The sequence below is a fragment of the Anaerobacillus sp. genome, assembly GCF_046314235.1.
GTDB lineage: Bacteria > Bacillota > Bacilli > Bacillales > Anaerobacillaceae > Anaerobacillus.
In genome coordinates this window covers 113,660-139,091 of the sequence record NZ_JBKBWN010000006.1, presented here as the reverse complement: position 1 = coordinate 139,091, position 25,432 = coordinate 113,660, and the positions used below count along the sequence as shown (strand labels likewise).

Annotated in this window: 29 protein-coding genes, 1 tRNA gene and 1 riboswitch; of the genes, 23 read left to right on the top strand and 7 right to left on the bottom strand. The window is 34.9% G+C overall.

The window, feature by feature from the left end; translation table 11 throughout:
• Positions 1-112: 112 nt before the first annotated feature.
• The 6 genes from ACK4M9_RS10505 (at position 113) to ACK4M9_RS10480 (ending at position 5,604) form a co-directional block, all read left to right on the top strand.
• Positions 113-658, top strand: coding sequence for a 5-formyltetrahydrofolate cyclo-ligase (locus ACK4M9_RS10505; protein ID WP_409850147.1), 546 nt, complete (start codon positions 113-115; stop codon positions 656-658).
• Between the two features lie 25 nt (positions 659-683).
• Complete coding sequence (locus ACK4M9_RS10500; protein WP_409850145.1) at positions 684-1,700, top strand: ThiF family adenylyltransferase; 1,017 nt, start codon at positions 684-686, stop codon at positions 1,698-1,700.
• A gap of 117 nt (positions 1,701-1,817) precedes the next feature.
• Positions 1,818-2,765: an L-lactate dehydrogenase gene (locus ACK4M9_RS10495; protein ID WP_409850144.1), complete on the top strand. Its 948-nt coding sequence runs from the start codon at positions 1,818-1,820 to the stop codon at positions 2,763-2,765.
• A gap of 244 nt (positions 2,766-3,009) precedes the next feature.
• Positions 3,010-3,213 (top strand): sodium:proton antiporter, encoded by a 204-nt coding sequence (locus ACK4M9_RS10490; protein ID WP_409850142.1) that lies wholly within the window; start codon positions 3,010-3,012, stop codon positions 3,211-3,213.
• A gap of 92 nt (positions 3,214-3,305) precedes the next feature.
• Complete coding sequence (locus ACK4M9_RS10485; protein WP_409850140.1) at positions 3,306-4,043, top strand: HAD family hydrolase; 738 nt, start codon at positions 3,306-3,308, stop codon at positions 4,041-4,043.
• A gap of 4 nt (positions 4,044-4,047) precedes the next feature.
• Positions 4,048-5,604 (top strand): rhomboid family intramembrane serine protease, encoded by a 1,557-nt coding sequence (locus tag ACK4M9_RS10480; RefSeq protein WP_409850138.1) that lies wholly within the window; start codon positions 4,048-4,050, stop codon positions 5,602-5,604.
• A 33-nt stretch (positions 5,605-5,637) separates the two neighbouring features.
• On the opposite strand, the gene ACK4M9_RS10475 is transcribed toward ACK4M9_RS10480, so the two are convergent.
• Positions 5,638-6,519, bottom strand: coding sequence for a hypothetical protein (locus ACK4M9_RS10475; RefSeq protein WP_409850136.1), 882 nt, complete (start codon positions 6,517-6,519; stop codon positions 5,638-5,640).
• 79 nt (positions 6,520-6,598) lie between these two features.
• Here ACK4M9_RS10475 and ACK4M9_RS10470 point away from each other — a divergent pair, with 79 nt between their 5' ends.
• Complete coding sequence (locus ACK4M9_RS10470) at positions 6,599-7,654, top strand: M42 family metallopeptidase (protein WP_409850134.1); 1,056 nt, start codon at positions 6,599-6,601, stop codon at positions 7,652-7,654.
• 297 nt (positions 7,655-7,951) lie between these two features.
• Positions 7,952-9,415: a spore germination protein gene (locus ACK4M9_RS10465; RefSeq protein ID WP_409850132.1), complete on the top strand. Its 1,464-nt coding sequence runs from the start codon at positions 7,952-7,954 to the stop codon at positions 9,413-9,415.
• 49 nt (positions 9,416-9,464) lie between these two features.
• Here ACK4M9_RS10465 and ACK4M9_RS10460 read toward each other — a convergent pair whose 3' ends face one another.
• Entirely contained in the window at positions 9,465-9,863 is a 399-nt protein-coding gene (locus ACK4M9_RS10460; protein WP_409850130.1) for a YueI family protein, read from the bottom strand.
• Between the two features lie 114 nt (positions 9,864-9,977).
• Between ACK4M9_RS10460 and ACK4M9_RS10455 the strand changes: the two genes are divergently transcribed.
• The 10 genes from ACK4M9_RS10455 to ACK4M9_RS10410 all read left to right on the top strand — a co-directional run bounded on the left by ACK4M9_RS10455 (position 9,978) and on the right by ACK4M9_RS10410 (position 17,959).
• Positions 9,978-10,487: a hypothetical protein gene (locus ACK4M9_RS10455; protein WP_409850128.1), complete on the top strand. Its 510-nt coding sequence runs from the start codon at positions 9,978-9,980 to the stop codon at positions 10,485-10,487.
• Positions 10,488-10,525: 38 nt separating this feature from the next.
• Positions 10,526-10,732 carry a YqgQ family protein gene (locus tag ACK4M9_RS10450; RefSeq protein WP_409850126.1) on the top strand — a complete coding sequence of 69 codons (207 nt, stop codon included), beginning with the start codon at positions 10,526-10,528 and terminating at the stop codon, positions 10,730-10,732.
• Positions 10,733-10,772: 40 nt separating this feature from the next.
• Complete coding sequence (locus ACK4M9_RS10445; RefSeq protein ID WP_409850124.1) at positions 10,773-11,876, top strand: ATP-binding cassette domain-containing protein; 1,104 nt, start codon at positions 10,773-10,775, stop codon at positions 11,874-11,876.
• Between the two features lie 4 nt (positions 11,877-11,880).
• On the top strand, positions 11,881-12,849 hold the full coding sequence (locus ACK4M9_RS10440) for an ROK family glucokinase (RefSeq protein ID WP_409850122.1): 969 nt from the start codon (positions 11,881-11,883) through the stop codon (positions 12,847-12,849).
• 106 nt (positions 12,850-12,955) lie between these two features.
• Positions 12,956-14,086 carry a YqgU-like beta propeller domain-containing protein gene (locus tag ACK4M9_RS10435; protein WP_409850121.1) on the top strand — a complete coding sequence of 377 codons (1,131 nt, stop codon included), beginning with the start codon at positions 12,956-12,958 and terminating at the stop codon, positions 14,084-14,086.
• Positions 14,087-14,179: 93 nt separating this feature from the next.
• A riboswitch (TPP riboswitch) is annotated at positions 14,180-14,284 on the top strand.
• Between the two features lie 100 nt (positions 14,285-14,384).
• Positions 14,385-15,020, top strand: coding sequence for a thiamine phosphate synthase (gene thiE / locus ACK4M9_RS10430; RefSeq protein WP_409850119.1), 636 nt, complete (start codon positions 14,385-14,387; stop codon positions 15,018-15,020).
• Positions 15,017-15,214 (top strand): sulfur carrier protein ThiS, encoded by a 198-nt coding sequence (thiS, locus tag ACK4M9_RS10425; protein WP_409850117.1) that lies wholly within the window; start codon positions 15,017-15,019, stop codon positions 15,212-15,214. The genes thiE and thiS overlap by 4 nt, the downstream gene beginning before the upstream one ends.
• Before the next feature lie 107 nt (positions 15,215-15,321).
• Positions 15,322-16,125, top strand: coding sequence for a bifunctional hydroxymethylpyrimidine kinase/phosphomethylpyrimidine kinase (gene thiD / locus ACK4M9_RS10420; RefSeq protein ID WP_409850115.1), 804 nt, complete (start codon positions 15,322-15,324; stop codon positions 16,123-16,125).
• A 164-nt stretch (positions 16,126-16,289) separates the two neighbouring features.
• On the top strand, positions 16,290-16,874 hold the full coding sequence (locus tag ACK4M9_RS10415) for a hypothetical protein (protein ID WP_409850113.1): 585 nt from the start codon (positions 16,290-16,292) through the stop codon (positions 16,872-16,874).
• A gap of 17 nt (positions 16,875-16,891) precedes the next feature.
• Complete coding sequence (locus ACK4M9_RS10410) at positions 16,892-17,959, top strand: MTH1187 family thiamine-binding protein (RefSeq protein ID WP_409850111.1); 1,068 nt, start codon at positions 16,892-16,894, stop codon at positions 17,957-17,959.
• A gap of 77 nt (positions 17,960-18,036) precedes the next feature.
• Here the strand turns inward: ACK4M9_RS10410 and ACK4M9_RS10405 are convergent, their stop codons facing one another.
• A complete protein-coding gene (locus ACK4M9_RS10405) occupies positions 18,037-18,210 on the bottom strand; it encodes a DUF2759 domain-containing protein (RefSeq protein WP_409850109.1) in 174 nt (57 codons plus the stop codon).
• Positions 18,211-18,475: 265 nt separating this feature from the next.
• Positions 18,476-18,952, bottom strand: a complete 477-nt coding sequence (locus ACK4M9_RS10400; protein ID WP_409850107.1) for a hypothetical protein — start codon at positions 18,950-18,952, stop codon at positions 18,476-18,478.
• Positions 18,953-19,040: 88 nt separating this feature from the next.
• Here ACK4M9_RS10400 and ACK4M9_RS10395 point away from each other — a divergent pair, with 88 nt between their 5' ends.
• The 3 genes from ACK4M9_RS10395 (at position 19,041) to ACK4M9_RS10385 (ending at position 21,346) form a co-directional block, all read left to right on the top strand.
• Positions 19,041-19,679 (top strand): MBL fold metallo-hydrolase, encoded by a 639-nt coding sequence (locus tag ACK4M9_RS10395; RefSeq protein ID WP_409850105.1) that lies wholly within the window; start codon positions 19,041-19,043, stop codon positions 19,677-19,679.
• Between the two features lie 117 nt (positions 19,680-19,796).
• Complete coding sequence (locus ACK4M9_RS10390; RefSeq protein WP_409850103.1) at positions 19,797-20,018, top strand: cbb3-type cytochrome oxidase assembly protein; 222 nt, start codon at positions 19,797-19,799, stop codon at positions 20,016-20,018.
• A gap of 242 nt (positions 20,019-20,260) precedes the next feature.
• The gene (locus ACK4M9_RS10385; protein ID WP_409850101.1) at positions 20,261-21,346 is read left to right on the top strand and encodes an SAM-dependent methyltransferase; all 1,086 of its coding nucleotides are present in this window, start codon (positions 20,261-20,263) and stop codon (positions 21,344-21,346) included.
• A gap of 212 nt (positions 21,347-21,558) precedes the next feature.
• On the opposite strand, the gene ACK4M9_RS10380 is transcribed toward ACK4M9_RS10385, so the two are convergent.
• From ACK4M9_RS10380 to ACK4M9_RS10370, 3 genes are all read right to left on the bottom strand, one after another.
• Positions 21,559-21,804 (bottom strand): DUF2626 domain-containing protein, encoded by a 246-nt coding sequence (locus ACK4M9_RS10380; RefSeq protein ID WP_409850099.1) that lies wholly within the window; start codon positions 21,802-21,804, stop codon positions 21,559-21,561.
• 126 nt (positions 21,805-21,930) lie between these two features.
• Complete coding sequence (locus ACK4M9_RS10375; protein ID WP_409850097.1) at positions 21,931-22,638, bottom strand: helix-turn-helix transcriptional regulator; 708 nt, start codon at positions 22,636-22,638, stop codon at positions 21,931-21,933.
• Between the two features lie 412 nt (positions 22,639-23,050).
• Positions 23,051-23,125: transfer RNA gene (locus ACK4M9_RS10370), tRNA-Gln, on the bottom strand.
• Positions 23,126-23,268: 143 nt separating this feature from the next.
• Here ACK4M9_RS10370 and comGA point away from each other — a divergent pair.
• Both comGA and comGB read left to right on the top strand, forming a co-directional pair.
• Positions 23,269-24,312 carry a competence type IV pilus ATPase ComGA gene (gene comGA, locus ACK4M9_RS10365; RefSeq protein WP_409850095.1) on the top strand — a complete coding sequence of 348 codons (1,044 nt, stop codon included), beginning with the start codon at positions 23,269-23,271 and terminating at the stop codon, positions 24,310-24,312.
• Entirely contained in the window at positions 24,312-25,346 is a 1,035-nt protein-coding gene (gene comGB / locus ACK4M9_RS10360) for a competence type IV pilus assembly protein ComGB (RefSeq protein WP_409850093.1), read from the top strand. Before comGA ends, comGB begins: the two co-directional genes overlap by 1 nt.
• Positions 25,347-25,432 lie beyond the last annotated feature (86 nt).

Genomic DNA, 25,432 nt, shown 5'->3' with positions numbered 1-25,432 from the left:
TTTTCTGCTTACTTTTTTTTTACCCTTCACAAAGTTTAACTTTGTTAAATGTATAAAGTATAATAGAAATTAAGACATTTATAGATGAAATTATATAGTTGTGGTGATAAAAGTGAATAAGAGCTATTTTCGAAATGAGATGAAACAGCATCTTCAAGTGATGAGTGAAGGAGAATACTGGCAATATTCTAGCAACATTAAGGAACAACTCACACGCAGTGAAGAATGGGCACAAGCATTAACAATCGGTATAACTATTTCAACTGGCCGTGAAGTCGATACGATAGCGATTATTGAAGAGGGGTGGCGACAAAACAAACGTATTGTTGTACCGAAATGTAATCGGGAAAAAAGAGAACTGAATTTTTATCAAATTTCTTCTTTTAAAGATGTAGAGGACAGCTTTTATTCTTTAAAAGAACCGATCATTTCCAAAACACCATTCGTTTCACACGAGGATATACATTTGCTCGTTGTTCCTGGAATTGTCTTTGACAAAAGAGGATTTCGGATTGGTTATGGTGGCGGCTACTATGATCGCTATTTAGTTGATTATAAAAATAATACAGTGTCGCTTGCGTTTGACTTTCAAATTGTAGATGATGTTCCAAAAGAAGAACACGATATTGCTGTGCAGAAATTAATTAGTAATACATAACAGGTATGGGGGATGTTTAATAAAAATGGGTAAAATAGATCGTTATTCAAGGCAAATTCTATTTCAACCGATAGGGGAAGAAGGACAACAATTATTAGCATCAAAGAGAGTATTAATTGTTGGGATGGGAGCTTTGGGAACTGTTTTAGCTAATCATCTTGTTCGAGCTGGTGTTGGCCATGTTCGCTTCGCTGATCGCGATTATGTGGAAAAAAGTAATCTTCAAAGACAAATGCTTTTTGATGAGGATGATGTTAGTGAAGCTTTACCGAAGGCGATTGCTGCTCAAAAGCGTTTACAGAAGATAAACTCTGATGTAACAGTTGAGGGAATTGTTACTGACGTAACATTGCAAAACATCGCCGAGTTAATGGAGGGTGTAGACCTCGTATTAGATGGTACAGATAATTTTCAAACTCGTTTTTTAATTAATGATGCTTGTTATAAAAATGGTATTCCTTTTGTATATGGTGGAGCTGTTAGTTCAAGGGGAATGTCCGCGATATTTATTCCTGGAGTAACGCCTTGTTTACGTTGCTTTATAGGCGGTGGCAATACGACAGGGCAAACATGCGATACGATTGGCGTTATTTCCCCGGTAATCGATATTGTTGCATCATTTCAAACGATTGAAGCGTTAAAGTATTTAACAAATAATCATGATGTTCAAAGAAAAAGTTTAATAACTTTTGATTTGTGGAAGCATCATATATATGAAATGAAATTCACCAAAAGCAAAGAGAATTGTCCAACTTGTAGCTTACATGAATATCCGGCACTCCAAGGAGACGTAGAGCAATCGGTGACGTCCCTTTGTGGGAGAGAAACTGTTCAAATTAATATGGGACAAAAGTTAAATTTAGATGATTGGGCTGATAGATTATCAAAAATTGGAGAGGTAACAAAAACTCCATTCTTAATTCGAGTTCAATTATCTGAAGGTGAAAGGTTAGTTTTATTCCCTGATGGCAGAACACTTATACAAGGAACGGAAGATATATCGAGAGCTAAAAGCTTATATGCTCGCTATATTGGCTTGTAAAATAAAGCCATAATCTTAGATATAACTTGATATTGAGCACGAAAATTTCTAAAATTTTCTTTTTCATGTAAAATTAGATATCACAAATATATTTGTTACTAAGAAGGTGGAATTTTAATGGAACATAATAAAACAACAAGGGTAGTCGTAATTGGTACTGGCTTTGTAGGATCTAGTTATTCATTTGCTCTTCTTAATCAAGGAATTACAGATGAACTAGTCCTATTAGATGTAAATAAGCGCAAAGCTGAAGGTGACGCCATGGACTTAAATCATGGGATGCCATTTGGTTCGCCAATGAAAATTTGGGCAGGAGAGTATGAAGATTGTAAAGAGGCAGATATTGTTGTTATTACTGCTGGGGCTAACCAAGGACCTGGAGAAACGCGTTTAGATTTAATCGAAAAAAACGCTAAAATTTTTAAATCAATTGTTGGTGAGGTAATGAAGAGTGGCTTTGACGGAATTTTCATAATTGCGACAAATCCAGTAGATATCTTGTCATATGCAACTTGGAAATACTCTGGACTACCAATGGAGCGAGTAATTGGCTCAGGAACGATCTTAGATACTGCAAGATTCCGCTTTTTATTAGGTCAATATTTCAACGTCGATTCAAGAAATATTCATGCTTATATTATGGGAGAACATGGGGATACAGAACTTCCAGTATGGAGTCATGCTAATGTTGGTGGAAAACCAATTTCAAGTTATTTTGAAGATCATAAAGAAGGTCGTTCTTTAGAGGATCTTGATAAAATCTTTATTAATGTTCGTGATGCTGCTTATGATATTATTGAACGAAAAGGCGCTACGCACTATGCTATCGCTATGGGATTACTACGTTTAACAAGAGCTATCTTAAGAAATGAAAATTCAGTTTTAACGGTTTCAACGCTACTTAAGGGTGAGTATGGACTGAACGATATCTATATCGGTGTTCCTGCTATTGTTAATAGTAATGGCATTAGAGAAGTCTTAGAGTTGAGCTTGAGCGATGAGGAAAGTCAAAAACTACATCATTCAGCAGAAGTGTTACGCAAAGCGATGGGACCAATAAAGTAATACAGAAAAATGGGGTTGTCCAAAAAGCTAAGTAACAGCCACCTCAGGGCACGATATGCATTGTTTTATTTGCACTAAAACAATGCATATCGTGCCCTAATGAGGTTTGCTGTTACTTTTTAGGACAACCTTTTTTTGATAGCCTTAGATGTTTGCAATTTGTAATAAAAACCAAAGATTTTTTTTATGAAATTAGCATAAATTAGTCTCGTTAATGCAAACTTATTAATGAGGTGAAGTGAAAGTGTTTAATAATAGGAATGAAAATAGCAACGCGGTAATGACAATGTTAATTTCAATGATATCGCTATACTTTGTTTTTCAATATCGTTATCGAATTCTTAATCTTGTGTTAGGGACAAGATGGATTCGTCGTTTGGCTGTAACCGGTGCCCTACAAATTCCATTTATTCGTAATCGATTTTATGCTCGTTTTATGCCTTTTTAAATTTAAATGGTAACAGAGAAAATTGAAGTAGACAAATTTTGTCTGCTTCTTTTTCAATTACTTGGTTTTAACAGGATGAGGGAGCGATCTTCATGAGATGGAAAACAATTTGTTTTGATTTAGATAATACACTTTTTAGTCATGAAAAGGCATTTGAAAAGGCCATTCGTTATTGTTTTAAAGATATTTTAAGAAAGAAGAACATCCTAAATAAAGTTAATATTGATGATTTATTTGCGGTGTTCAAAAAAAATTGTGATCTTTTTTGGACAGATTATGAAGCAGGCATTTTGTCAGCTAGGGATTACAGAAGAAGGCGTTTTCTAGCTACAGCAGATTTTTTTAAGTTACGATTTACAGTCGAAGCTGCGGATGAGTTTCATGATCATTATTACAGTATCGTTGATGATTTTAGTGAGCCTTATCCTCATTTACATTCTTTAATTAGAAATTTGATAGCGGCAAATGTTAAAATAGGTATTATTACAAATGGAACTGCCGATACTCAATACAGTAAGATTAAGAAGTTAAAGCTTAATGAGTGGCTGACAACTGACTGTCTATTTGTTTCTGAAGAGTTGAAATTATCCAAACCTGATAAAGAGATTTTTGAACTTGCTAAGAAAAGGTTAAATGCAGAGGGGAGCTGTCTTTTTGTAGGTGATTCTTGGGAACACGACGTTGTAGGTGCTATTGAAGCGGGTTGGGAATCTATTTTTTTGAATACGAGAAACGAAGTTCCTAAAACTGATCATAAACCAGTTAAAATTTGCAGTAGTCTGCATGAGGTAGCGATATTCATTTACAATCAAAACAATTTGAAAGGATGAAATTATGAGCGGATATAGCCAAGACTTTTACTATTGGCGTTTTATTCATCATCTCGTTGCAAACGTTGGAATGAGTGCGTTTTTAGTAAAATCGGCCGAAAAAGAAATTTGGCTGGAAAAAGAGGACGCAGATGAAGCTACGATCGTACGGGTTTTTCGAAGTGATATGGACTGGAGTAGCTATATTGCTAGAGACTTAGATAACTTAGCTATAGATGCTGAGAAGGTCCGAAAAGAGTTAAGAAGTAAAAGATTACAAGTTATTAATCTATATATTTCAACCTTTTTACCGGTTGACTCGTACGAGAGATTCGTTGAAAAGAAGTATGTAACAACAAATAACCGGGTAAGCATCCAAACGTATATCATCGATAGTGAAATAGACAATCCTTTGAGAAATGCTAAGTTATCAGAACTATTAGGGTGCCAAATCCCTGATCAAACGAACGTGGATCTTGCTACTTCAGAAGCCATTGACCGTTATCGCCATGAAGTTGTAGCTATTTCAGATAAGAAACTAAAAAATGAAAAGGCTTTGTTCTCATATGGAAAGCCTGTTTTTACTACTTTAATCCTGATAAATATTCTCGTCATTTTTGGTTTTATAGAGTACTTTGGTAGTAGCACAAGTTTATTGACATTAGTCGAATTTGGAGCTAAATATGATCCTCTTATTCTAGCTGGTGAGTGGTGGCGTTTTTTTACGGCAATTTTTTTACATATTGGAGTTTTACATCTCTTTATGAATTCACTTGCCCTCTTTTATCTGGGTGGGGCTGTCGAAAGAATATATGGCACAGCGAGGTTCGTCCTTATTTTCCTAATCGCAGGCTTGTTTGGTTCTATTAGTAGCTTTGCTTTTAATAGTCAAGTATCAGCTGGTGCTTCAGGAGCGATATTCGGCTGCTTTGGCGCATTACTTTATTTTGGTGTAATCCACCGTAAATTATTTTTTAGAACAATAGGTAGTAATGTTATTGTTATACTTCTCATAAATCTCGTACTTGGTTTTCTAATCCCAGTGATTGATAATAGTGCACATATTGGAGGCTTAATTGGAGGCTTTTTAGCATCCTCAATTTTACACTTACCAAATCATAAGCAGAAAAAACACCAATTTATTACGTTTCTTATAACTGCCGCAGCTTTATCAGGATTATTGCTTTACGGATATACCGATCAAGAAAATTCTGAAAAAATCCATTTGATTAATATACAAATAGCACAGGAGCTATTGCAAAGAGGAGAAGTCGAAAAAGCATATCCGTTACTTCTAAATGCGGTTGAACAAGATCTAGCAATTACTGAAGCTTATTTTTTGTTAGCATATAGTGAAGCGAGGATGGGATTACTAGAGGACGCTGAAAGAAATTTATTACTTACAATTGAACAGCGTCCTGATATGCATGAAGCTCATTTTAATTTATCGCTTGTTTATTTTGAATTAAGACAGTATCTTGATGCCTATCGATCTGTTGAGAAAGCGTTAGAGTTAAATCAAAATAATGATTATCTAGAGTTAAAAAATACAATTGAACAGATTTTAGAAATGACTGATTAGATTTTGTGAAGCAGTTCTTAATTCATATTCAGTTCAGAATCTTTCTGTATTTCTAATCAAATGATATTTTTCTCCGTCTTTACTAGTAAAGACGATAATAATGTGAGAATAAGTATTATGGTATAAAATTAATGGAACACTACTACCAATTGGGCTTACGGTCTTTCCATCGTATTTTTGAATTCCTAAAAAGTAATGTTGATAAAGTGATGTCCATGTGTAGGCGACCATTTCTTGCGTCTCTTCCATTGTTATATTTGGTAGGCTCAAATAATTATATTCATATAAACTTGTTAATGGAACTGAATGATAATTTTTAATGTTAATTTCAAAAAAATCAATAAGTTCCTCCCACGTATATTCTAAATTTTGTTTAATAATCGTATCTAACACTCTTTTTCCCTCTTCTTCTGAAGGCGATTTTGGACTTTTAAAAAATTCTATAGTGCTTAATGGCGAATCTAAAATGTAAATTTGGTCATAGCTCATTGTTTGCACGCTTTTTTTTATATCATTCGGATAATCAAGTTGCCCATAGTGAAACGTTATTGCCTCATAGTGACCACTATCTTCACCAGCAATTTTTGCGGTTTGGTCTAGTTCGTTACTATTCTGTTTAGTTTTGGCCAGTGTTTCCTTTAGACGTCCATCCTCAAAAAGTAAAGATATATCATGACTTATGGACAATTTTTCGTCTATTTCTGAGTTTGTTTTCCATTCTAGCGTATATTCATCTTCATCATTTTGATTGATAAGATTAATTGATGTATTAGCGTTAAGAAATTTATTCTTCTCATCAATAGGTAAATGGGTAATCGTCTCCAAAAACGTTTCATTCAAAGATGGCAAATAGTATAGAAGACTACCAGTCATTAATGCTACAATTACAATAATTGCAATTAGTACCTTCTTCAAAGATAATCCCTCCTCGGACAGCCTATCTAACTTTATGTTAGGAACGAGTGAAATATTACAAACTTAAGGAGTGAATGAAATGTCATTTAACGTGAATACAAACGAGATTGTTAGTTTAATAGAGCAATTAGTAAACATTCCAAGCCCTTCAGGGAATACAGAAAAGGTAATTAAATTCATTGAAAGATATTGTGATGAGATTCAAATTCAGTCGACCCGTAATCGCAAAGGTGGCTTAGTTATTACGATTGATGGGGAAGATACTTCGAAACATCGGATGTTAACAGCTCATGTCGACACATTAGGAGCGATGGTTAAAGAGATAAAGAAAAATGGTCGTCTTAAATTAACGATGATTGGTGGCTTTCGGTGGAATGCAGTGGAAGGAGAATATTGTCAGATCGAAACAAGTACAAATGACAATCGTATATACACTGGAACAATTTTAATGCAACAAGCTTCTGTTCACGTTTATAAAGATGCCGGCACTGCTGATCGCGATGAGAAAAACATAGAGGTTAGAATTGACGAGAATGTTAATAGTGATGAGGATGTAAAAGCCCTTGGTATTTCAATAGGTGATTTTGTTTCATTCGCACCAAGGTTCGAAAAAACAGCAAGTGGCTTCATAAAATCCCGTCACCTTGATGACAAAGCTAGTGTAGCAATCTTATTAAACTTAATAAAGGTTATAAAAGAAAGTGAACTTAACTTACCATATACCACTCACTTTCTTATTTCAAATAATGAGGAAATTGGTTACGGAGGTAACTCGAATATCACCCCGGAAACTGTCGAGTATCTGGCTGTAGATATGGGAGCTATCGGTCTTGGGCAAACAACGACTGAATATTGCGTTTCTATTTGTGCAAAAGATTCTAGTGGTCCATATAATTTACGCTTAAAAAATAAACTTGTTCAATTATCGCAAGCCCACAACCTTAATTATGAAATTGATATATATCCTTATTACGGTTCCGACGCTTCTGCTGCAATTCGTTCGGGGCACGACATCGTTCATGGGTTAATAGGACCAGGAATTGCCGAATCTCATTCTCACGAACGAACACATAAATCATCATTAGAAAATACAAGTAAATTGATTTATCACTATCTACTATCAGAAATGGTTTAAAGAGAAGCTATCCTTCTTTTAAAAAATTTAAATATCAGATTAGCAAAGTTGGATGTTTTCTTTGCTAGTCTGATTTTTTTTATAATTTAAGAAAATACAAGCGTTAAAAAATGTTTAGCTAGAAGTCCTACTCCTGCCCTTACTCGTCGCTAGAGCTTCCAAGAAGGTTACGCTAAGATGTTGTTTGTCGAAGCATTTGCTTGCGCCGTTCTTATTTTTATCATTGATTTCATTACCCTTTTTTGCATGGAATTATCTACTTTAGAGAAAAATGTAATTGAAGTGGAGGCGTAAAAAATGTCAAACGAACAAATGAAGCAGCGGGCGTCTATTAATTATGATGAGAATATCGCATATTTAAGCAAAGAACTAGGCGTTGACAAGAGTTTTGACTTAATTAGGATTGACCTTAAATATGGCGGTAAGAATATGGCGTTTTTTCTCGTTGATGGTTTTGCCAAAGATGAATCCTTGACACAAATTCAAAGAGAGTTTATGGCAATGAAGGAAGAAGAATTATCAATAGATGCCTTACAAACGCTTATTAAATCCAAAATTCCTTATGTTGAAATTGATACCGAAAAGGATTTAGATAAAGTTGTTGACCAAGTCCTGGCTGGACCGGCGGCCCTTGTAGTCGAAGGAATAGATGAAGTAATTTTGATTGATACGAGAACATATCCAGTTCGAGGCCCTGAAGAACCTGATACTGAACAAGTAATTCGAGGAGCAAAGGATGGATTTGTCGAAACACTAGTAATGAATGTTGCTTTAGCTAGAAGGAGAGTAAGGGATAGGACACTTCGTAATGAGTATATGATGGTAGGAAGGCGCTCTAAAACAGATATATGTGTTTCTTATATTGAAGATATAGCCGATCCTTTAGTTGTTAAAGAAGTTAAAGCAGCTCTAAAAAAAATAGATACTGATGGCTTACCTATGGGTGATAAAACAATCGAGGAGTATTTATTTGGACAGCATTATAATCCATACCCACTTGTCCGTTATACCGAGCGTCCTGATGTGGCGGCAGCTCATCTCTTTGAAGGACATGTTCTGATAATGGTTGATGGTTCACCAAGTGTAATTATTACACCAACAACGTTTTGGCACCATTTGCAACATGCTGAGGAATACCGGCAAAAGCCGATTATTGGTATTGCTCTAAGGCTAGTGAGATTTACAGCGGTTTGGGCGTCCATTTTTTTACTGCCATTTTGGCTTTTATTAGCTACTAATCAAGCACTACTTCCTGAAGGTTTAAAATACATAGGGCCAAATGAAACTGGGAGTGTCCCTTTATTAGGACAGTTTCTTATTGCAGAAGTTGGAATTGAGATGTTAAGGATGGCTGCAATCCATACTCCATCGGCATTGGCAACTGCCTTAGGTCTTGTGGCAGCCATTTTAATTGGCCAAGTGGCAATAGATGTTGGTTTATTCTCACCGGAAGTTGTTTTGTATTTAGCTGTGGCTGCTGTAGGTTCCTTTGCTACCCCAAGCTATGAAATGAGTTTAGCGAATCGTTTAATTCGAGTTGTACTCTTAATAGCAACAGGCTTCTTTCATGTTTTTGGCTATGTTATTTCAATAACATTACTATTAATATTACTTACAACAATGAGAGTGTTTGATACACCATATTTGTGGCCATTTATGCCTTTTTCGGCAACAAGTTTTCGTGATGTGATCTTTAGATCACCAATCCCCTTAAAGAGACAAAGACCGAAGGCAATCCACCCATTGGATGAGGATCGTTAACAGTTAACGCTTATATATAGTAAAAAGGGTGGCATTTGGCCACCCTTTTTTATTCCATGTCGCGTTTGAAAATATCATCCTCAATAAAAAAATCATATTCAGTTCCGTCGTTTATTGCGGTGCTACTCGCAAGTACAAGGCCAATCGGAGTTTCGTGACCATCATTGACAACTGTAAAAGGAACCTTGTATTTGCTAGCTTCTTTAAGGTAGTTTGAAAATAAACTATAAGATAATTCACCGTTTATGTATAAATGTAAATCTTTTTTGGAGCGGATGATGTCTAGAGCTTCAGGATACATTCCTTTATGAATTACTTGTTTGTTTGTTAACGCTAAATATATTCGTTCACTAATTGTTGTTAGGAACAATGCTCTTTCTTCTGGAAGTGTTTCTGCGACACCTCGTATTCCTTGAAGCAACAATTCATGTAATTTATTCTGCTGCAAAATTAATCCCTCTTTTCTATATAGCCTCTAATAAAACATTTTTTAAATTCTTGTCCTTAATATAAGCATTTCAACATAAACTGATACAAGTACTTAAATTGGGGTGAGTTACTCGTGGCAATCATTATATCTTCTATTTTAACTATTTTACTAGTAGGTTTGTCAACAGGAGGATTACTTGTTTCAAGACGTATAGGACCTCATCAAACAATATTTGTTGTGGTAGGGCTGGCATTTTTCCTATTTTTCTATATTGGCATGTTTATTGGCAGTAGATTCTTAGGATTTGTTAGTCATGGAGTAATAAGTATTGTCTTAGGAATATTTTGTTTAGGTCTAATCGGTTTTTTAGTTTGGAAGTATGATCCTGCTTTCGGCTATGTAAAGCAAGAACCAGTTTCTCTTACTGTATTTATCGCATTTTTCTTACTATTAGGCATGGAATTAGCAATAGCAGAAATGTCGTTGTGGTTTACACTTTTTGGTACCGTTATTTTTAGTGGTGGTTTATATCTTGGGTTTATGTTTATCTACCAAATCGTCCATCGCTATCGCACTCCACAAATCATGGCATTAATTCCACTGATTCCCCTTCTATTCATTGGCCTTTTTAAACTGATATAATATAAGGTATAAATGGAATAAGATAGGGTGGATAGTAAATGACGACAATGTATGAATTAAGACAATTTTTACAAAAGCATGGTGCTTTTATTTATACAGGTGACCGTGCAGGTGACCTCGAACTATTTGAAATGGAGTTAAGACAACTATACGATTGGGATATGATTGACATAAAAACGTTGCAACAAGGTTTATTAATCCTAAGGAAAGAATTAAATGAGCTCCAAAAAATAAAAAACGATTGATACTGACCGTTGTTAGACACAATAACAGTGGGTGAGTGAAATGAATAAGTTATCGTTCGAACATGTATGGAAACAGACAGAAACAAATTTTGAACTCAAGAATGTTTCCTTCACTATTAATAAAGATGAATGGCTCCTAATTTCTGGGCCATTCGCTCAAGGGAAAGAGACATTACAAAAGATAATCTTAGGATTTGAGCTAAATTGGAAAGGTTCCATTTTATTAAATAATGAATCCATTAAAGATATTGTTAATTATAACGAAAAAATTGCCTTTATCCATAATCATTTACAATTAGAAAATGGGAGAGATTCAATTTATGACTATTTAGCCTTTCCACTAAAGCTTAGAGGCGTATCTGAAAAAGAAATTAGTCAGGAGATTAACTCCGCATTACGAAAATTTTCCTTCTTATTGGAAATTGAAAGAGAGATGAATACTTTATCGCTGCAAGAAAAGGTAATTATTGCTTTTGTCAGAGCAACTTTATTGAAACCGAGTCTTATTGTTATTGATGAACCGTTTTATCAATTACCGAATAGTAAAAGGAAAGTGATTATAGCAACGATGCAGGAAAAACTCCGTTTTTGGAAAGATTGTCCCGTTATTATTTTTAGTAGTTATGTATTGGAGTGGCTTCATTTTTGTGATCGTATAGCGGTTATTCATCAAAAGAAGCTTCTTCAAATCGGCGTTCCAAGTGTTCTTTTAGAAGAACAAGAACATGTTTTTGTTGCTAAATACTTAAGGGGGGATGGCATAACCTTTTTAAGTGGTTATTTAAAAGATCATTTGTTTATGACAAGTGGAATTTCCTTTTATCTTCCTGAAGAACTTACTCGAAAAAAGGAGCTCTATGAAGGACAAAAACTTTTGCTTGGCGTAAAATCAACAAGCTTTCATGTAGTAGACAAGCCCGTTTGTAGTAGTGATGGTGTGTCATTTGAAGCTCCAATTCACATTTTGCAGGAGGAAGAAGAGTACTATAAGATCTATTCAAATTTAGGCTCTCAACCTTTAGTTGCCCAAATTAAAAAAAGTGGTAAAATTGAAAAAGGGGAGCGAGTTCGACTGTTTTTTCATTATAAAGATTTACTGTTTTTTGATGGGAACACAGAAAAAAGATTAATGCAAAGAGGTTGATAAAATGGATAATCATTGGTACGTTGGTGTTGATATTGGTGGAACAACTATTAAAATGGCAATAATCAATACATATGGTGAAATGATCACAAAATGGGAAATTCCTACAAATGTTGAGGATAAGGGAAAACATATAACTACTGATATTTGTAAAGCTATTTTTATGAAAATGGATGAATTAAATGAACCTAAAAGTAAGTTAGCAGGAATTGGCGTTGGGGCACCAGGATTTATTAATATGGAAACAGGCTTTATTTATAAAGCCGTAAATATTGGTTGGACTGATTTCCCTTTAAAGGATCGTCTTGAAGTTGAAACAGGCCTTCCTGTAGTCGTAGATAATGATGCTAATTTAGCTGCTCTTGGAGAAATGTGGCGTGGAGCAGGCGATGGTGCGAAAAATTTACTTGCTGTTACTTTAGGCACTGGTGTTGGAGGCGGTCTAATTGCCAATGGAAACATTCTTCATGGGGTTAATGGAATGGCTGGTGAAATTGGACATATTACATCCCTTGCAACTGGGGGGGCACCATGTAATTGCGGGAAAACAGGTTGTTTAGAAACGATTGCATCAGCAACAGGTATTGCCCGTATTGCAACAGAAATGGTAAATGAAAATACTGATAGTGAGCTTTCAGCAATCCTAATTCGTAAAGGGAAACTTACAGCAAAAGATGTGTTTGATTGTGCTAATAATGAGGACAATATAGCGTTGCAAGTTATAGACGAGGTATGTTTTCATTTAGGATTAGCAATCGCCAATCTGGCTAATGCGATTAATCCAGAAAAAATTGTCATTGGTGGTGGAGTTTCAAAGGCTGGAGACATATTACTAAGACATCTTAATAAACATTTCAATCTGTACGCCTTACCAAGAGTAGCCGAGGGAGCAGAGATTACCATTGCTACCCTAGGTAATGATGCTGGAGTTATTGGTGCAGTTTGGTTAATTAAACAAAAGATAAATAAATGAAACTAGTTTGCGGTCAGGCTCGTAATTAATAGAGCTTGGCTTTTTTAATTTGTTACAGTTGTCGATTAATGCGATAATGATAAAAGGGAAACGAGGAGGGTGCGAAATGTTGAAAACTATTTTTATCATCATAGGACTTATTTTACTTACTAGTTGCAACAAGTTTGATGAGATTTTACATGTTAACGATGTAAGCATGCACTCCTCAAATCTAACTTATAAATCGGGTGTCCCACTACTATTAACAAAACCAGAACAGTTACAAACGATCGGAGTCAATATGTATAGTTTTGTAACGGTAAATGAATGGTTTGATCAAGATACGATTTTATATTTGAGTGATGAAAGTGGAATTTCTTATATTTATAAGTTTGATATTTTGACAGGCGAGGAAGAAGTATTTTTTCAAATAAATGAACCAATCTTACATTTGGAGGCTAATCCTGATAACTCAATCTTTACTATTGAAGTAGCCACTATTAACGGTCAAAAAGAGCTATATTTTATTAACAAAACTGGTGAGGTCCTTCATAAACTAGAGGGGATTGGCGATGAATTTCACCTATATTGGAATCCTTATAAGGAAAATGAATTGGTCATTGCTGTTTTACAGGAAGATTATTCAATGAAGATGTTAAACTTTAATCTTCGTTCAAAAAGCTTAACAAATTTTGATTTTGATTACTATTATTTACAATGGATTGCAGAGGAAGAAATGGCATATTTGAAATGGGACTCGTTTTCACTTAGCTACTATGCCCCTTTGTTTTCGTATAATAAAAGGACAGATCGTGAAATGAAAATAGCAGATGATGTCATTGCCTTTTTTGGCTATCGTGATTTTTTCTTAACGATTTCAACTGCTGATTCTACACTTCAAAAGTCGAACTATCTTTTTTATCACTCAGAGTCAAAAAAGGAGCTTGAAAATCTTCAAGTTCCGATTTTAAATACATACTCTGGGCAATGGTGGATACCGAATCACGATTTTCATACACCTAGCAGAACATTTTATCTAATTAAGCCAAATACAAGTGGTGATGTTTTTGATTACCCAGATGGCTACAAAATAGTTTCTTTTCAAATTGAGACTGGTATAACGAAGGAGATTATCTCTATAGATACTAATTATCCAATCAAACTTTCTCCTGACGGCCGTTGGCTTTTGTTTGGTTATCAACTAGAAAATATTATTGATATAAATAACAGAGAAATTCATTCACTACTATATTGGTAAGCAAAAGGATTGAAATTAACTTATTTTCTGTCATAATTAAATTATCGAGTTAGGTCTAGCTCTTAATTTTTCCACTCGACATCTTTAAACTTTAGTAAAGACTAGGGGTGCCAACTTCTTGGCTGAGAAAAAGGTTATCCTTTTACCCTTGAACCTGATCTGGGTTACACCAGCGTAGGAAAGTCGCCGATCTTATGCTACTTACTAGCCGTAATCCGTCTTTCTAACAGCGGGTACGGTTTTTTTTCGGTTAGAATTTGTTTCACCTGGTTCAATAACATTTTATGGAGGTAACCAAATGCGAGATTTTAAGTTATATGCAATTACAGGAGAAGAATTTCACAAAGGTAGAGAGTTAGTTCAAGTCATGGAAGAAGCCATCATCGGTGGTGTTGATATTATTCAACTTCGAGATAAAAATAGTAGTAAAAAAGAAGTTCTTGAAAAGGCAAAGCTACTAAAAGGTTTAACTGAAAAATACAATATTCCTTTAATCATAAATGACCATATTGATGTGGCACTTGCAGTAGATGCAGATGGAATTCATATCGGACAAGATGATTTGCCACTGCTTGAGGCACGTAAAATTCTAGGGGGAAATAAAATTATCGGTATTTCAACTCACAAAATTGAAGAAGCACGTGAGGCAGAGGTGAACGGTGCTGACTATATTGGAGTCGGGCCAATTTTTCCAACTAAAAGTAAAGTCGATGTTGTTGATCCTGTAACAACTAAATATATCGAGGAAGTAGTAAAAGAAATTAAAATACCATTCGTAGCAATTGGGGGAATTAAACTTCACAATGTTGATCAAGTACTAAATGCGGGGGCAACTAGAATTTGTGCGATCAGTGAAATTGTTGGTAATGAGAATGTAACAAAAGCTTGTCAATTATTCATAAAAAAAATAGAAGAAAGGATGAGTGTTAAGTGATTATAGTGATTAACGGTGAAGAGACTGAACTAGAACTTGAAACTTTAGCAGATGTCGTAAACCATTTTAAATTAGATGAAAACCTTGTTGTTACAGAAGTAGATGGTTCAATTATAGAGATTGAACAACGAACCCAAACAAAGCTATCTGAAGGAATGAAAATTGAAATTGTCCAATTTGTTGGCGGTGGTTGATCATATGGGTGAGACAGCAACTCAGTCTATAGCTACTCACGCAATGTGACTGACTCTTACGGGGAAGGCTCTATAGGGTACCTTTAAAAAAGAAAAGAGGGTATAGAATGATGATAGGAAAAGCATTAACGATAGCTGGTTCTGATTGTGGTGGTGGCGCAGGCATACAAGCAGATTTAAAAACATTTCAAGAACGTGATGTTTTTGGTATGAGCGTTATTACGGTGTTAACAGCGCAAAATACGTTAGGGGTACACGGAGTATTTCCACAAACGCTTGATGCCATTGAAGGTCAAATTGACGCGATTTTTCAAGATATGGGAACTGATGCTGTTAAGACCGGAATGCTCTTTTCAGAGGAAATTATTAATTTAGTCGCTGCTAAGTTGCAATACTATAATGTGAAAAATATTGTCGTTGATCCAGTAATGATTGCCAAAGGTGGAGCACCTCTTTTACAAAAACAAGCAATGGATGCATTAGTAACAAAGTTGCTTCCATTAGCAACAGTTATTACGCCTAATATTCCAGAAGCATGTGAAATACTTGGCTTAAGTGCTATTGATACAATCAGTGAAATGAGGCTAGCGGCTGAAGCTTTACATAAACTTGGACCGAAGTTTATTGTATTAAAAGGCGGCCATTTAGAAGGTGAAAATGAAGCGATTGATGTTCTTTTTGATGGTGAAAACTTTCACTATTTTGAAGCAAAACGAATAAAAACGATTCATACACATGGAACGGGGTGTACGTTTGCAGCCGCTATTACAGCTGAATTAGCTAAAGGTGAAGATATTAAAACAGCTGTTACAACTGCAAAGAACTTTATTCAAGCAGCAATTGAACATTCTTTATGTATTGGTAAGGGAATTGGACCGACTAAGCATAGTGCATATCGGCTGAATAGATAGTTAGAATAAACCAGAGACTGTTTAAAAAGTATAGGATACTTCTGAACAGTCTTTTTTATACATCTTTTAAGTATTTTTACATGCGTATCAATAAGTGCTATGCTAGTCACAGTAACGTTATATCGTTACTTATATAATGAAATATGTAGATTCGGAGGGGAAATGTGAATAAGTTTGTTTTTTTACTACCTGTAAGTGTGATGTTTTTATTATTTTATTTTGGTTTTCATTATATTAATAATAGTGAGACAGCTACGAATGAATCGTTACAAAACGATATTACCATCTCTTTAGATGTAAATAGGAATGGGAAAGAAGTAAGGCTAACAGGAGCATGGGATTGGACGCAGATGCCTGTTGATGGTTTAATTGGGGATGATTATATAATGATATCTCTAGTACGTGAAGATGGAAAGGTGATCACTACCGAAAATTATCTTTCTGCGGAGTTGTCTCTACTAAAAGGAAATGAACAATTGCAGTCTATTTCTGGTGAATTAGTTGATAATGTGGTTATTTTTACATTTCCTAATCAAATTATTGAGCATGAAAGCTATGGTAATCGCGGTGAAGTGGAGGTTGTCCTTCAGTTGGATGACGATCATTCATACAATGCAACATTTACATATGTTCATACATGGATAGATCATCAATTAGTGGGCTTTAATAGGCTTCACTCTTTAGAAGCTGGCCTTTCAGATATATTAACAAATAAGTATTGGTCAGTGATTAGGTCAAAACAGTTTTAAAGGAGTGTGGAGCTTCATTGATTAAAGGTATGTCATATGAAAATGGGATTTTCTTTATTGGCAAACGTCATATATCTTGTGCTTACAATGACAAAGGCAAAATTGGTGAGTGGGTTAAGCCGTTAAATAGTAAGTCGCTGTTGCTAGCAGGTAAGCAAGTTATTTTTGCAATGCCACTATGGTTTAAGTTAATCACTATTTTCTACTTTTTATTAATATTCTTGCCAAAACTTTTAGTTTTATATGGGGGAGAATTAGGGTGGGAAGGACTTCCTTATTATTTTGCGCTTTACCATATGTTTGGAACTCATTTTGTTTTTCCAACTAATTTACGTAAATATCATGGAGCAGAACATAAAGTGTTTAGTTATCGTGGTGTAAAGGCAATGTACAATGCTGATAAAATTAAGCAAGCAGCCATAACAAACCGATATTGTTCTACTAATCTTGTTGTTGTTTATTTTAGTAGTGTTATTGTTTTAACCGTTTGTACATTATTCTTTTATTCCTTTGCAGTAGCAATTGCATGGGCTAGTTATGGCTCTTTGTTGTTAGCGCCACTAGTTAACTCACAGTTGAACCACCCGTTTATGAGTTTAGTCCGAGATTATGTGTTGAGAATTTCTTATTTTCTCCAAGTACGAGTGACTACTACTGAACCTGACGATGTTCATCTTAGAACAGCGATAAGGTCTTATCGAAGATTGGCCTTAAAAGAGTTTCCAAGTGAAATTAGGGAACAATTAAAACCAAAAAAGGAGGAGAAAAAGTTGGCGATCGTTGATATTACCATTATTCCTATTGGAACGAATGAGCCTAGCGTAAGTGATTATGTGGCTGACATCCACCGAGTATTAGAAACTTATCAGGAAAAAGTAAGCTATAAACTTACACCGATGAGTACAATCATTGAAGGGGAACTACCCGTGTTGTTTGAAGTAATACAAGCACTTCATGAAGTTCCTTTTGCCAAAGGTGTTCAGAGAGTTGCTACTAATATCCGTATTGATGACCGTCGTGACAAAGAGCAGACGATGTCTAGTAAGCTAAGCAGTGTAGAAGAAAAGTTAAAAAGAGAAGAATAATACTTTTCTTAATTTGATCTGTCTAAAAAGTAGCAAAGAGGGCTGACTCAAGTACGAGTCAGCCCTCTTTCCAGTTCTTACGATCCACTTCCTATAAAAGGAGATAAAATTGTCATAACAGAAAACCATCCGAATACAGCTAAAGATAAAAATGCAAATGCTGCTCCAAAAAGGTTTTTACGGCGAAATTCACGGTACATACCAAAACCACTTAGAATTGCAACTAATAATGTAATAATACCTAAAACCATCTTGTACAACCTCCTTCATTAACTATGTAGCATATTTTTGTAAAAATACGATTACCTACTATGATTTTATTGAATTTCATAATTCATTATTTTCGCTACTATGTTTTAAATGTAGTTGCGTAGAAAGCATTCGCAACTACATTTAGATTGATGTAGCTCGATTAAGGTAATTATGAAATTCACTCGATTACTACTATTATTTTAATTGTTTTCAAAACGTTTGTCGAGGGGCTACTTTACAATAGAGCTAAAGTGTAAATAGTATTTATGGATAAAATGTTACAATTACCCTATAGGCATCTGCAATACCTTCGATTAATTGTTGATGATAACGCTCTACGTAAAACTGTGTTCGCTCTAAAGTTTCATCAATTGCAATTAAATGTTCATCCATTTGCTCTAAAGCGGTATGGACGTTTTTTTCATTATGTCCGGAAATCGTAAAAGGAATTACTAATTCAGCATATAAGTAATAGTTTTTTTCGTTGGAGAGAAATCCAAAATCAATAAAGGTTCTTTTTGTCTCTGGTTTTTCTAGTTTATAAAGAGTAAATTCACTTTCAAAAACGTTATACTCACTTAATAAGCTTTCTAACTGCAGTCTATCGTTTTCGTCTTGGACTATGATGCCAAATTGATAATAATCTAACCGATGTTTACTAACATACTGTTGGACTCGGTCGTTTTCAGTAAGAATATCTGCAGTATCAGTAACGAGTTCTAGACCTGTAATTTTTTTCATAGATCCTCCAATTTTAAATGAAATTTTGAAAGCTTTGCTATTTAAGTGTAAAATAAAAGACAGCTAATATGCAAAGGAGACGATTTATGTGGAATGGAAACAAATACCTTTAGGCCCTTTACAAACGAATGCCTACGTTTTATATGATGAGAATAAAGAAGCGGTCATTTTTGATCCAGGCGGGGAAGGCGAAAAATTAAACAATTGGCTTAAATCAGAAGGTCTTATACCAAAGGCTATTTTGCTAACGCATGGTCATTTTGATCATATTGGTGCGGTTGATGATGTCCGCGATCAATGGGAAATCCCGGCATATATACATAAGAAAGAGAAAGATTGGCTAGCAGATCCCCAAAAAAATGGCTCATCATTGTTTATGGGATCAAAGGCTGTCAAAGCGAAAAATGCAGATTTTTTAATTAAAGAAGAAGGTACACTTGAAATTGGCCCTTTTACTTTTGAAGTATTAGAGACGCCTGGTCATTCGCCTGGTAGCGTTTCTTACTATTTTAAGAAGCTAGGGATTGTTTTTTCTGGTGATGCTTTATTTGCTGGGGGGATCGGAAGAACTGACCTTCCAGGTGGAAACCATGATGTATTAATGGAAAGTATAAATAAAAAATTAATGGAGTTACCTGAGAACACAATTGTTGCTAGCGGACACGGCCCGCTAACGAGAATTGGTATTGAAATGGATTCTAACCCTTTTCTTTCGGGGTTTGCATAAATTATTTAGAAACGCTGTTAAATGCTCTGCATAAAACCCTTTGTTTGAATTTTGAATAATGGTAAACATAAAAAAGGAAAATAGTGGAACACTATGAAAAACAAGGAGGGTTTTAGTTTGAGTAGTGTTTCTATTTTTTTTAACAGTTTTCACATTTTTCAGGGATTTTTGGGGCTTTCAATGAATGGCTGGATTTTAGTAATCATTATGGTAAGTTTATCAGGAGCTGCTTTCTTTATTTATTATGGTGCCAAAAGAAATGGCCAATTCGATGATGTTGAAGGAATTAAATATAGAATGCTGTTTGAGGAAGAAGAGGAATGGGAGTATCACGATTAAATAAAAAAGGAGGCTGACTCTACGGGAGCCAGCCTCAAATGGGGAGTTAATCTTAGTTATCATAAATGAACTTTTGAGGGGAGGGGGAACTCCCGAAGATCATTGCTAACTTACAAATTTATTATATAATGATATAAACAACGTGTCAATAGTGTTAATTATTTTTTTTGAAGTAAAGTTTAATAGGGGGAATTTTTCTGAAAAATACGATCGTTTCAAAAATAAAAAAAACAGATAATCGTATGATTACTTATGCTGAGTATATGAATTTTGTCCTTTATGATCCTGATATTGGGTATTATATGAAAGATAAAAAAAAGTTAGGAAGAGATGGTGATTTTTATACTAGTAGTGGCGTCCATGCTGTTTTTGGCCGCGCATTTGCTCACTTCTTTTTAGATCTTGTTGAAAAAGAGCATCTGCCAGCTAGTATTTGTGAGTTTGGTGGTGGCGATGGCCGCTTTGCAAAAGCTGTTATTGATGAATGGGAGCTTATTACCAGTAATAAGTCATTACTCTACACAATCATAGAAACGAGTCCCTATCATCGTAGCGAACAAAAAAAGCTTTTAGGTGAAAAAAGTGGGTTTAGGCAATTTGCTAGCTTAGAAGATTTAAGAGATAAGGACTCAACTAGATTTGAAGGGATTATTTTTTCAAATGAATTACTTGATGCCTTTCCAGTTCATGTAGTTGAAAAACATCATTCTGAGCTAGTAGAAATTTTTGTATCTTTAGATGAAGAAGACAATTTAATTGAATTGAAACAGCTATGCTCAAAAAAGCAACTTGTAGATTGGCTAAAAACTTACGGACCTGATTTAAAAGAAGGTCAGAGAATAGAAGTTCCGATTTATATGAATTCCTGGCTGTCTAGTATAAACGACTTTCTTAATAGAGGATTTGTTGTAACGATTGATTATGGATACACGAAAGAAGACTGGACATTGCCAGAAAGGAAAGATGGTAGTCTACGTGGTTACTTCAAGCATCAAATGATTAATAATCCGCTACAACATCCAACAGAAATGGATTTAACTACACATATCCACTTAGATGCCTACGAAACAATCGCCAATGAACTTGGTCTTGAAAAAATTGTCGGGTTAAAACAAAGTCGGTTTCTATTACAGATCGGGATGCTAAAATTTTTACAAGAGAATTACGATCCAAATCCTTTCTCAGAAAAAAGCAAACTGAACCGAGCCATAAAAACTTTGATTAATGATACTGGGATCAGTGCTGCATTCCATGTTTTTCTACACGGAAAAGGTATGACCAATTCCAAATCTTATCGGCTATTTACGGATGATCCTTATCAACTTTAAGAACAACCATGCATAATACAAAAGCAATAAAAAAGGCGACTCAATGAGTCACCTTTTTTAAAAGATAAGAAAGTTAATTTTTGAACTTTAAAAGTTGTCTAGCGCAGAGCGCCAGCTGCTCCTGCGGATACTAGTCGCAAAGCTTTCTAGATGTGTACTCAAGAAGTTGCTTGTCGAAGCACAGCAGGCGCTCTGCGCTTTTCTTATATTTCTTAATGGCCACCAATACCAGGTACCATTATAAACGTTGTGTAATACGTAAATCCAACAAAGAATAATGTAAGAAAAGCACCAAAAATGTATAAGTACATACGTTCTGAAAGATTTAAGTAACTTAATGCTAAAAATGCGCCAGTAATACCGAAGAAAAGAATTGCTGTTGCATGCATGTCACCAACCATAAATAAAATTGCGAAAATACCTGTCCAGAAGCTTAAAACACGATACATACGCTCCACGTTTAACCCCCCTTTTTTATGTATAGGATATACACATTTAAATTTATTAAAAAATAAATTTAAATGTGTATGAGTAGATTACAATAGGTCTATTATATACCATTTGAAAACTACTTGTAAACAACGTTAAGGTAGTACTAACGTTTTGTATGAACAGAAACTATATTCAATACTGTCGGACATATAGCTGTTTTTATTTAAGTTAATTTCACCGAAGAAGAAATCGAAAAACCCATTAATTAACGCTTGATGCATTTTACAAATTGGAGCACGATCAGGAACTAGTTCCTTAAATGTACAATTATAAATTCTAAAGTTAACTTCGTGCGTTTCTTTGTCGTAATGCATTTCTGGATTTAAGCCTTGTTGAAGAGCTACTGTTTTAATGTGAGTTAACTTTTCTTCATTAGAAAGCTCGTTAAGGTTTAAGTCAAGCGCTTGTAAGTACATTCGTGAAGTTTCATAGCCGAATTTACGTCCTGTTTTCATTAAGGCTTTTTCACCAACTTCGCCTAAGCTTAGAAGTGTATCAATGGCAATTTCGGATAATTTCTGATAATCACGATATGGGAACTGGAGGCTAACTACTTCATCGGACAAACGATAAAACCTACTTGGACGTCCGCCTTTTCCAGTTTTTTTCGTTTCTGAAATTAACATGTTGACATCTTCTAATTTAGTTAAATGAAGCCTTGCCACATTTGCATGGATTTCAAATGCATCAGCAATTTCTTGTACAGTAACATCTCGATGTTGCTTTGTTACATATTGATATATTGAAAAACGTGTTGGATCGGATAGTACGCCAGTTATTTTTAGAGTATGATGCTCCATCTATTTTCACTCCCTATGAAATTCTGACTTAATTATAATACAGTATCAAATATAAATAAATGCGTTTTCAAGCTTATTATGTGACTAAAGGTAGAAATTATATGAAACTTTTTTGAATTTTTTCTATTTAGAGGCAGTTTTCATCACAAAGTAGCGCCAACAATCATTGTTTGGATGTACTAGTTAGTTGTTTTAAGTTTCAATAATATAGGGGACCTGTCATAAATTCACATATAAAAAAGATGACTATTCTCACAAGTCATCTTTTTATAGGATTCATGAAGTTCATAATTCATTATTTTCGCTAGTAAGTTCTAAATGTAGTTGCGTTAAAACATTCGCAACTACATTTAGTTTGAAATAGCTCGATTATGATAATTATGAAATTCACTCGATTGTATGATTATTATTATGGCTGGGATGGCAGGATTCGAACCTACGCATGACGGAGTCAAAGTCCGTTGCCTTACCGCTTGGCCACATCCCAACGAGTACATATCTTAGTATGGAAGAAACCCAAAAAAATATTCGTAAAAAAAGAGGAAAATAAAAAAGAGTGTAGAATATGATTTTTGACTTCTATGTTTCAATGCTTCTGTTTCTGAATTATAAAAAAAGAAGGTGGTTTTATTGTCAATAATTGAACAAAAGAGTGATGCGATTATTTCACGTGCTGTTCAAGAAAAAGCTTCAGATGTCCACATTGTCCCTTCACATGAAGCATCGCTAGTGCAGCTCAGAATTGGGACGCATTTACTTCCATTAGAAAAAATACGAAATTCTGATGCAGAAAAACTTATTTCGCACTTCAAATTTCGTTCGAAAATGGATATTGGTGAACGAAGAAGACCGCAGAATGGTTCCCTTACCTTGATAGTTAGAGACAAGCAAATTAATCTACGGATTTCTACATTACCAACATTTCCCCATGAAAGTTTAGCTATTCGAGTTTTACCCCAAAATGAAGTTGCCACTTTAGACGAACTCTCCCTTTACAAAAGTCAAACGGCTCAATTACGTACCTTAATGAAAAAAGCTCACGGTTTATTACTCATTTCTGGTCCGACTGGGTCAGGAAAAACGACAACAATTTATTCATTATTATATGATCAGTGCCAGAAGGATCGGAGAATTATTACGATTGAGGATCCTATTGAAAAAAAGACAGATGCATTCATTCAAGTGGAAATCAACGAAAAAGCTGGTTTAACCTATGCCGAAGCACTAAAGGCGACATTAAGGCATGACCCGGATATTATAATGATTGGTGAAATTCGCGATCCCGAAACGGCAAAAATTGCGATACGTGCAGCGATGACAGGCCATTTAGTCTTGAGTACAATTCACAGTAACGATACTAAAGGATGTATTTCTAGGTTGCGAGAATTCGGCTGTGCCGAGGTTGATATTAAAGAATCGGTGATTGGGCTCGTTTCACAAAGGCTTGTGGGCTTGTCTTGTCCGTATTGTGGTAATGAGTGCACGATTCATTGTTTGTTAAAGCGGAAAAAGAGAAGGTTAGCTGTTTACGAAATTCTTGCAGGAAGCCCTTTAGACGCTGTTTTAACTTATAGCAACATGAAAGTCAACTATCCGAAGTTAGGGCAGCTGATTAACAAAGGAATTGCATTAGGCTTTGTGAGAGAAGCTGAATATGAGAGGTGGCTATGTTAATGAAAACTAAACATAGCTGGAATTCTGTGGAGAAGGTCGAATTTCTAATTAGAATAGGTACGCTCACCGAACAGGGCTACACAATCTCTGAAGCTATACAATTCTTTCTCAAATATGAAAATGAAAAGCTCAAGCCGACGTTAACATCGATGCTAGCGAGACTTGAAAAAGGAAGCTCAATTAGTGAAGCATTAGTAATGTTACAATTACCGAAAAATATTATAAGTTTTGTTTATTTTGCTGAATATTATGGGAACTTATCAAGAGGACTTATCGATGGTGGCAACTTATTGAAAAAGACCCTAGACAGTAAGATGAAATTTCAAAAGTTAATTAAATATCCTTTATTTCTCTTTTGGATCCTAGGTTTGTTTTTAGTCATCATGTATCTTTATTTATTTCCCCACTTTACGCACTTGTTTTCTACGTTGAATATTCAACTGCCATTGATCACGAGGCTCTTTCTCCTATTCGTTGAAAACTCTCCAAAATTCGCGCTAGTTTTTTTAGCAACCGTTCTATCGATATCTTTATACTTTGTTTTTGTTTTTAGAAAGAAGACTATTCTGGAGCAAGCAAAAGTTTATGCGAGAACTCCTATCATAGGAAATTATTATAGAGGGATGATAACCTACTTTTTTTCCATTAATTTAAGCTGTTTAATGAAGAGCGGCTTAGCAATTTATGATGCTTTAGCTATTTTTAAAAACGTTGAAGGTTTAGGCTATATAAGTAAAGAAGCAGAGAATATGACCGCACATTTGGAATCAGGGGAAAAACTACAGAATGTGTTACTTTACAACACTCTTTATTGTAAAGCTTTAGCCTATATCGTCGAGCATGGTCAAGCAAATGGGCGCCTTGATGAGGAGTTGGAACATTACAGTCAATGGCTGCTAAATGATTTAGAGGCAAAAATGAAAAATCTGTTTATGATTATTCAGCCAATATTATTTTTTCTTATAGGAATTATCATCTTACTTATGTTCGTCTCTATATTGTTACCAGTGTTTTCTTTAATCAATGGGTTATAGTATTGATCCTGAAAAAAAATATTGACATTGATAATCATTATCAGTTAAAATGATTGTAACGAATATTTGAATAAAGGGGTGGTAAT

Bases quoted from the DNA above. Each gene is read 5' to 3' on its own strand.
- ACK4M9_RS10375 (WP_409850097.1), bottom strand. From the start codon at position 22,638: ATGGAGCATCATACTCTAAAAATAACTGGCGTACTATCCGATCCAACA.
- ACK4M9_RS10440 (WP_409850122.1), top strand. From the start codon at position 11,881: ATGGATAATCATTGGTACGTTGGTGTTGATATTGGTGGAACAACTATT.
- ACK4M9_RS10385 (WP_409850101.1), top strand. From the start codon at position 20,261: ATGATTACTTATGCTGAGTATATGAATTTTGTCCTTTATGATCCTGAT.
- ACK4M9_RS10450 (WP_409850126.1), top strand. From the start codon at position 10,526: ATGACGACAATGTATGAATTAAGACAATTTTTACAAAAGCATGGTGCT.
- ACK4M9_RS10465 (WP_409850132.1), top strand. From the start codon at position 7,952: ATGTCAAACGAACAAATGAAGCAGCGGGCGTCTATTAATTATGATGAG.
- ACK4M9_RS10445 (WP_409850124.1), top strand. From the start codon at position 10,773: ATGAATAAGTTATCGTTCGAACATGTATGGAAACAGACAGAAACAAAT.
- ACK4M9_RS10405 (WP_409850109.1), bottom strand. From the start codon at position 18,210: ATGGTTTTAGGTATTATTACATTATTAGTTGCAATTCTAAGTGGTTTT.
- thiE (WP_409850119.1), top strand. From the start codon at position 14,385: ATGCGAGATTTTAAGTTATATGCAATTACAGGAGAAGAATTTCACAAA.
- comGB (WP_409850093.1), top strand. From the start codon at position 24,312: ATGAAAACTAAACATAGCTGGAATTCTGTGGAGAAGGTCGAATTTCTA.
- ACK4M9_RS10480 (WP_409850138.1), top strand. From the start codon at position 4,048: ATGAGCGGATATAGCCAAGACTTTTACTATTGGCGTTTTATTCATCAT.
- ACK4M9_RS10470 (WP_409850134.1), top strand. From the start codon at position 6,599: ATGTCATTTAACGTGAATACAAACGAGATTGTTAGTTTAATAGAGCAA.
- ACK4M9_RS10435 (WP_409850121.1), top strand. From the start codon at position 12,956: ATGTTGAAAACTATTTTTATCATCATAGGACTTATTTTACTTACTAGT.
- thiD (WP_409850115.1), top strand. From the start codon at position 15,322: ATGATGATAGGAAAAGCATTAACGATAGCTGGTTCTGATTGTGGTGGT.
- ACK4M9_RS10500 (WP_409850145.1), top strand. From the start codon at position 684: ATGGGTAAAATAGATCGTTATTCAAGGCAAATTCTATTTCAACCGATA.
- ACK4M9_RS10495 (WP_409850144.1), top strand. From the start codon at position 1,818: ATGGAACATAATAAAACAACAAGGGTAGTCGTAATTGGTACTGGCTTT.
- ACK4M9_RS10400 (WP_409850107.1), bottom strand. From the start codon at position 18,952: ATGAAAAAAATTACAGGTCTAGAACTCGTTACTGATACTGCAGATATT.
- ACK4M9_RS10485 (WP_409850140.1), top strand. From the start codon at position 3,306: ATGAGATGGAAAACAATTTGTTTTGATTTAGATAATACACTTTTTAGT.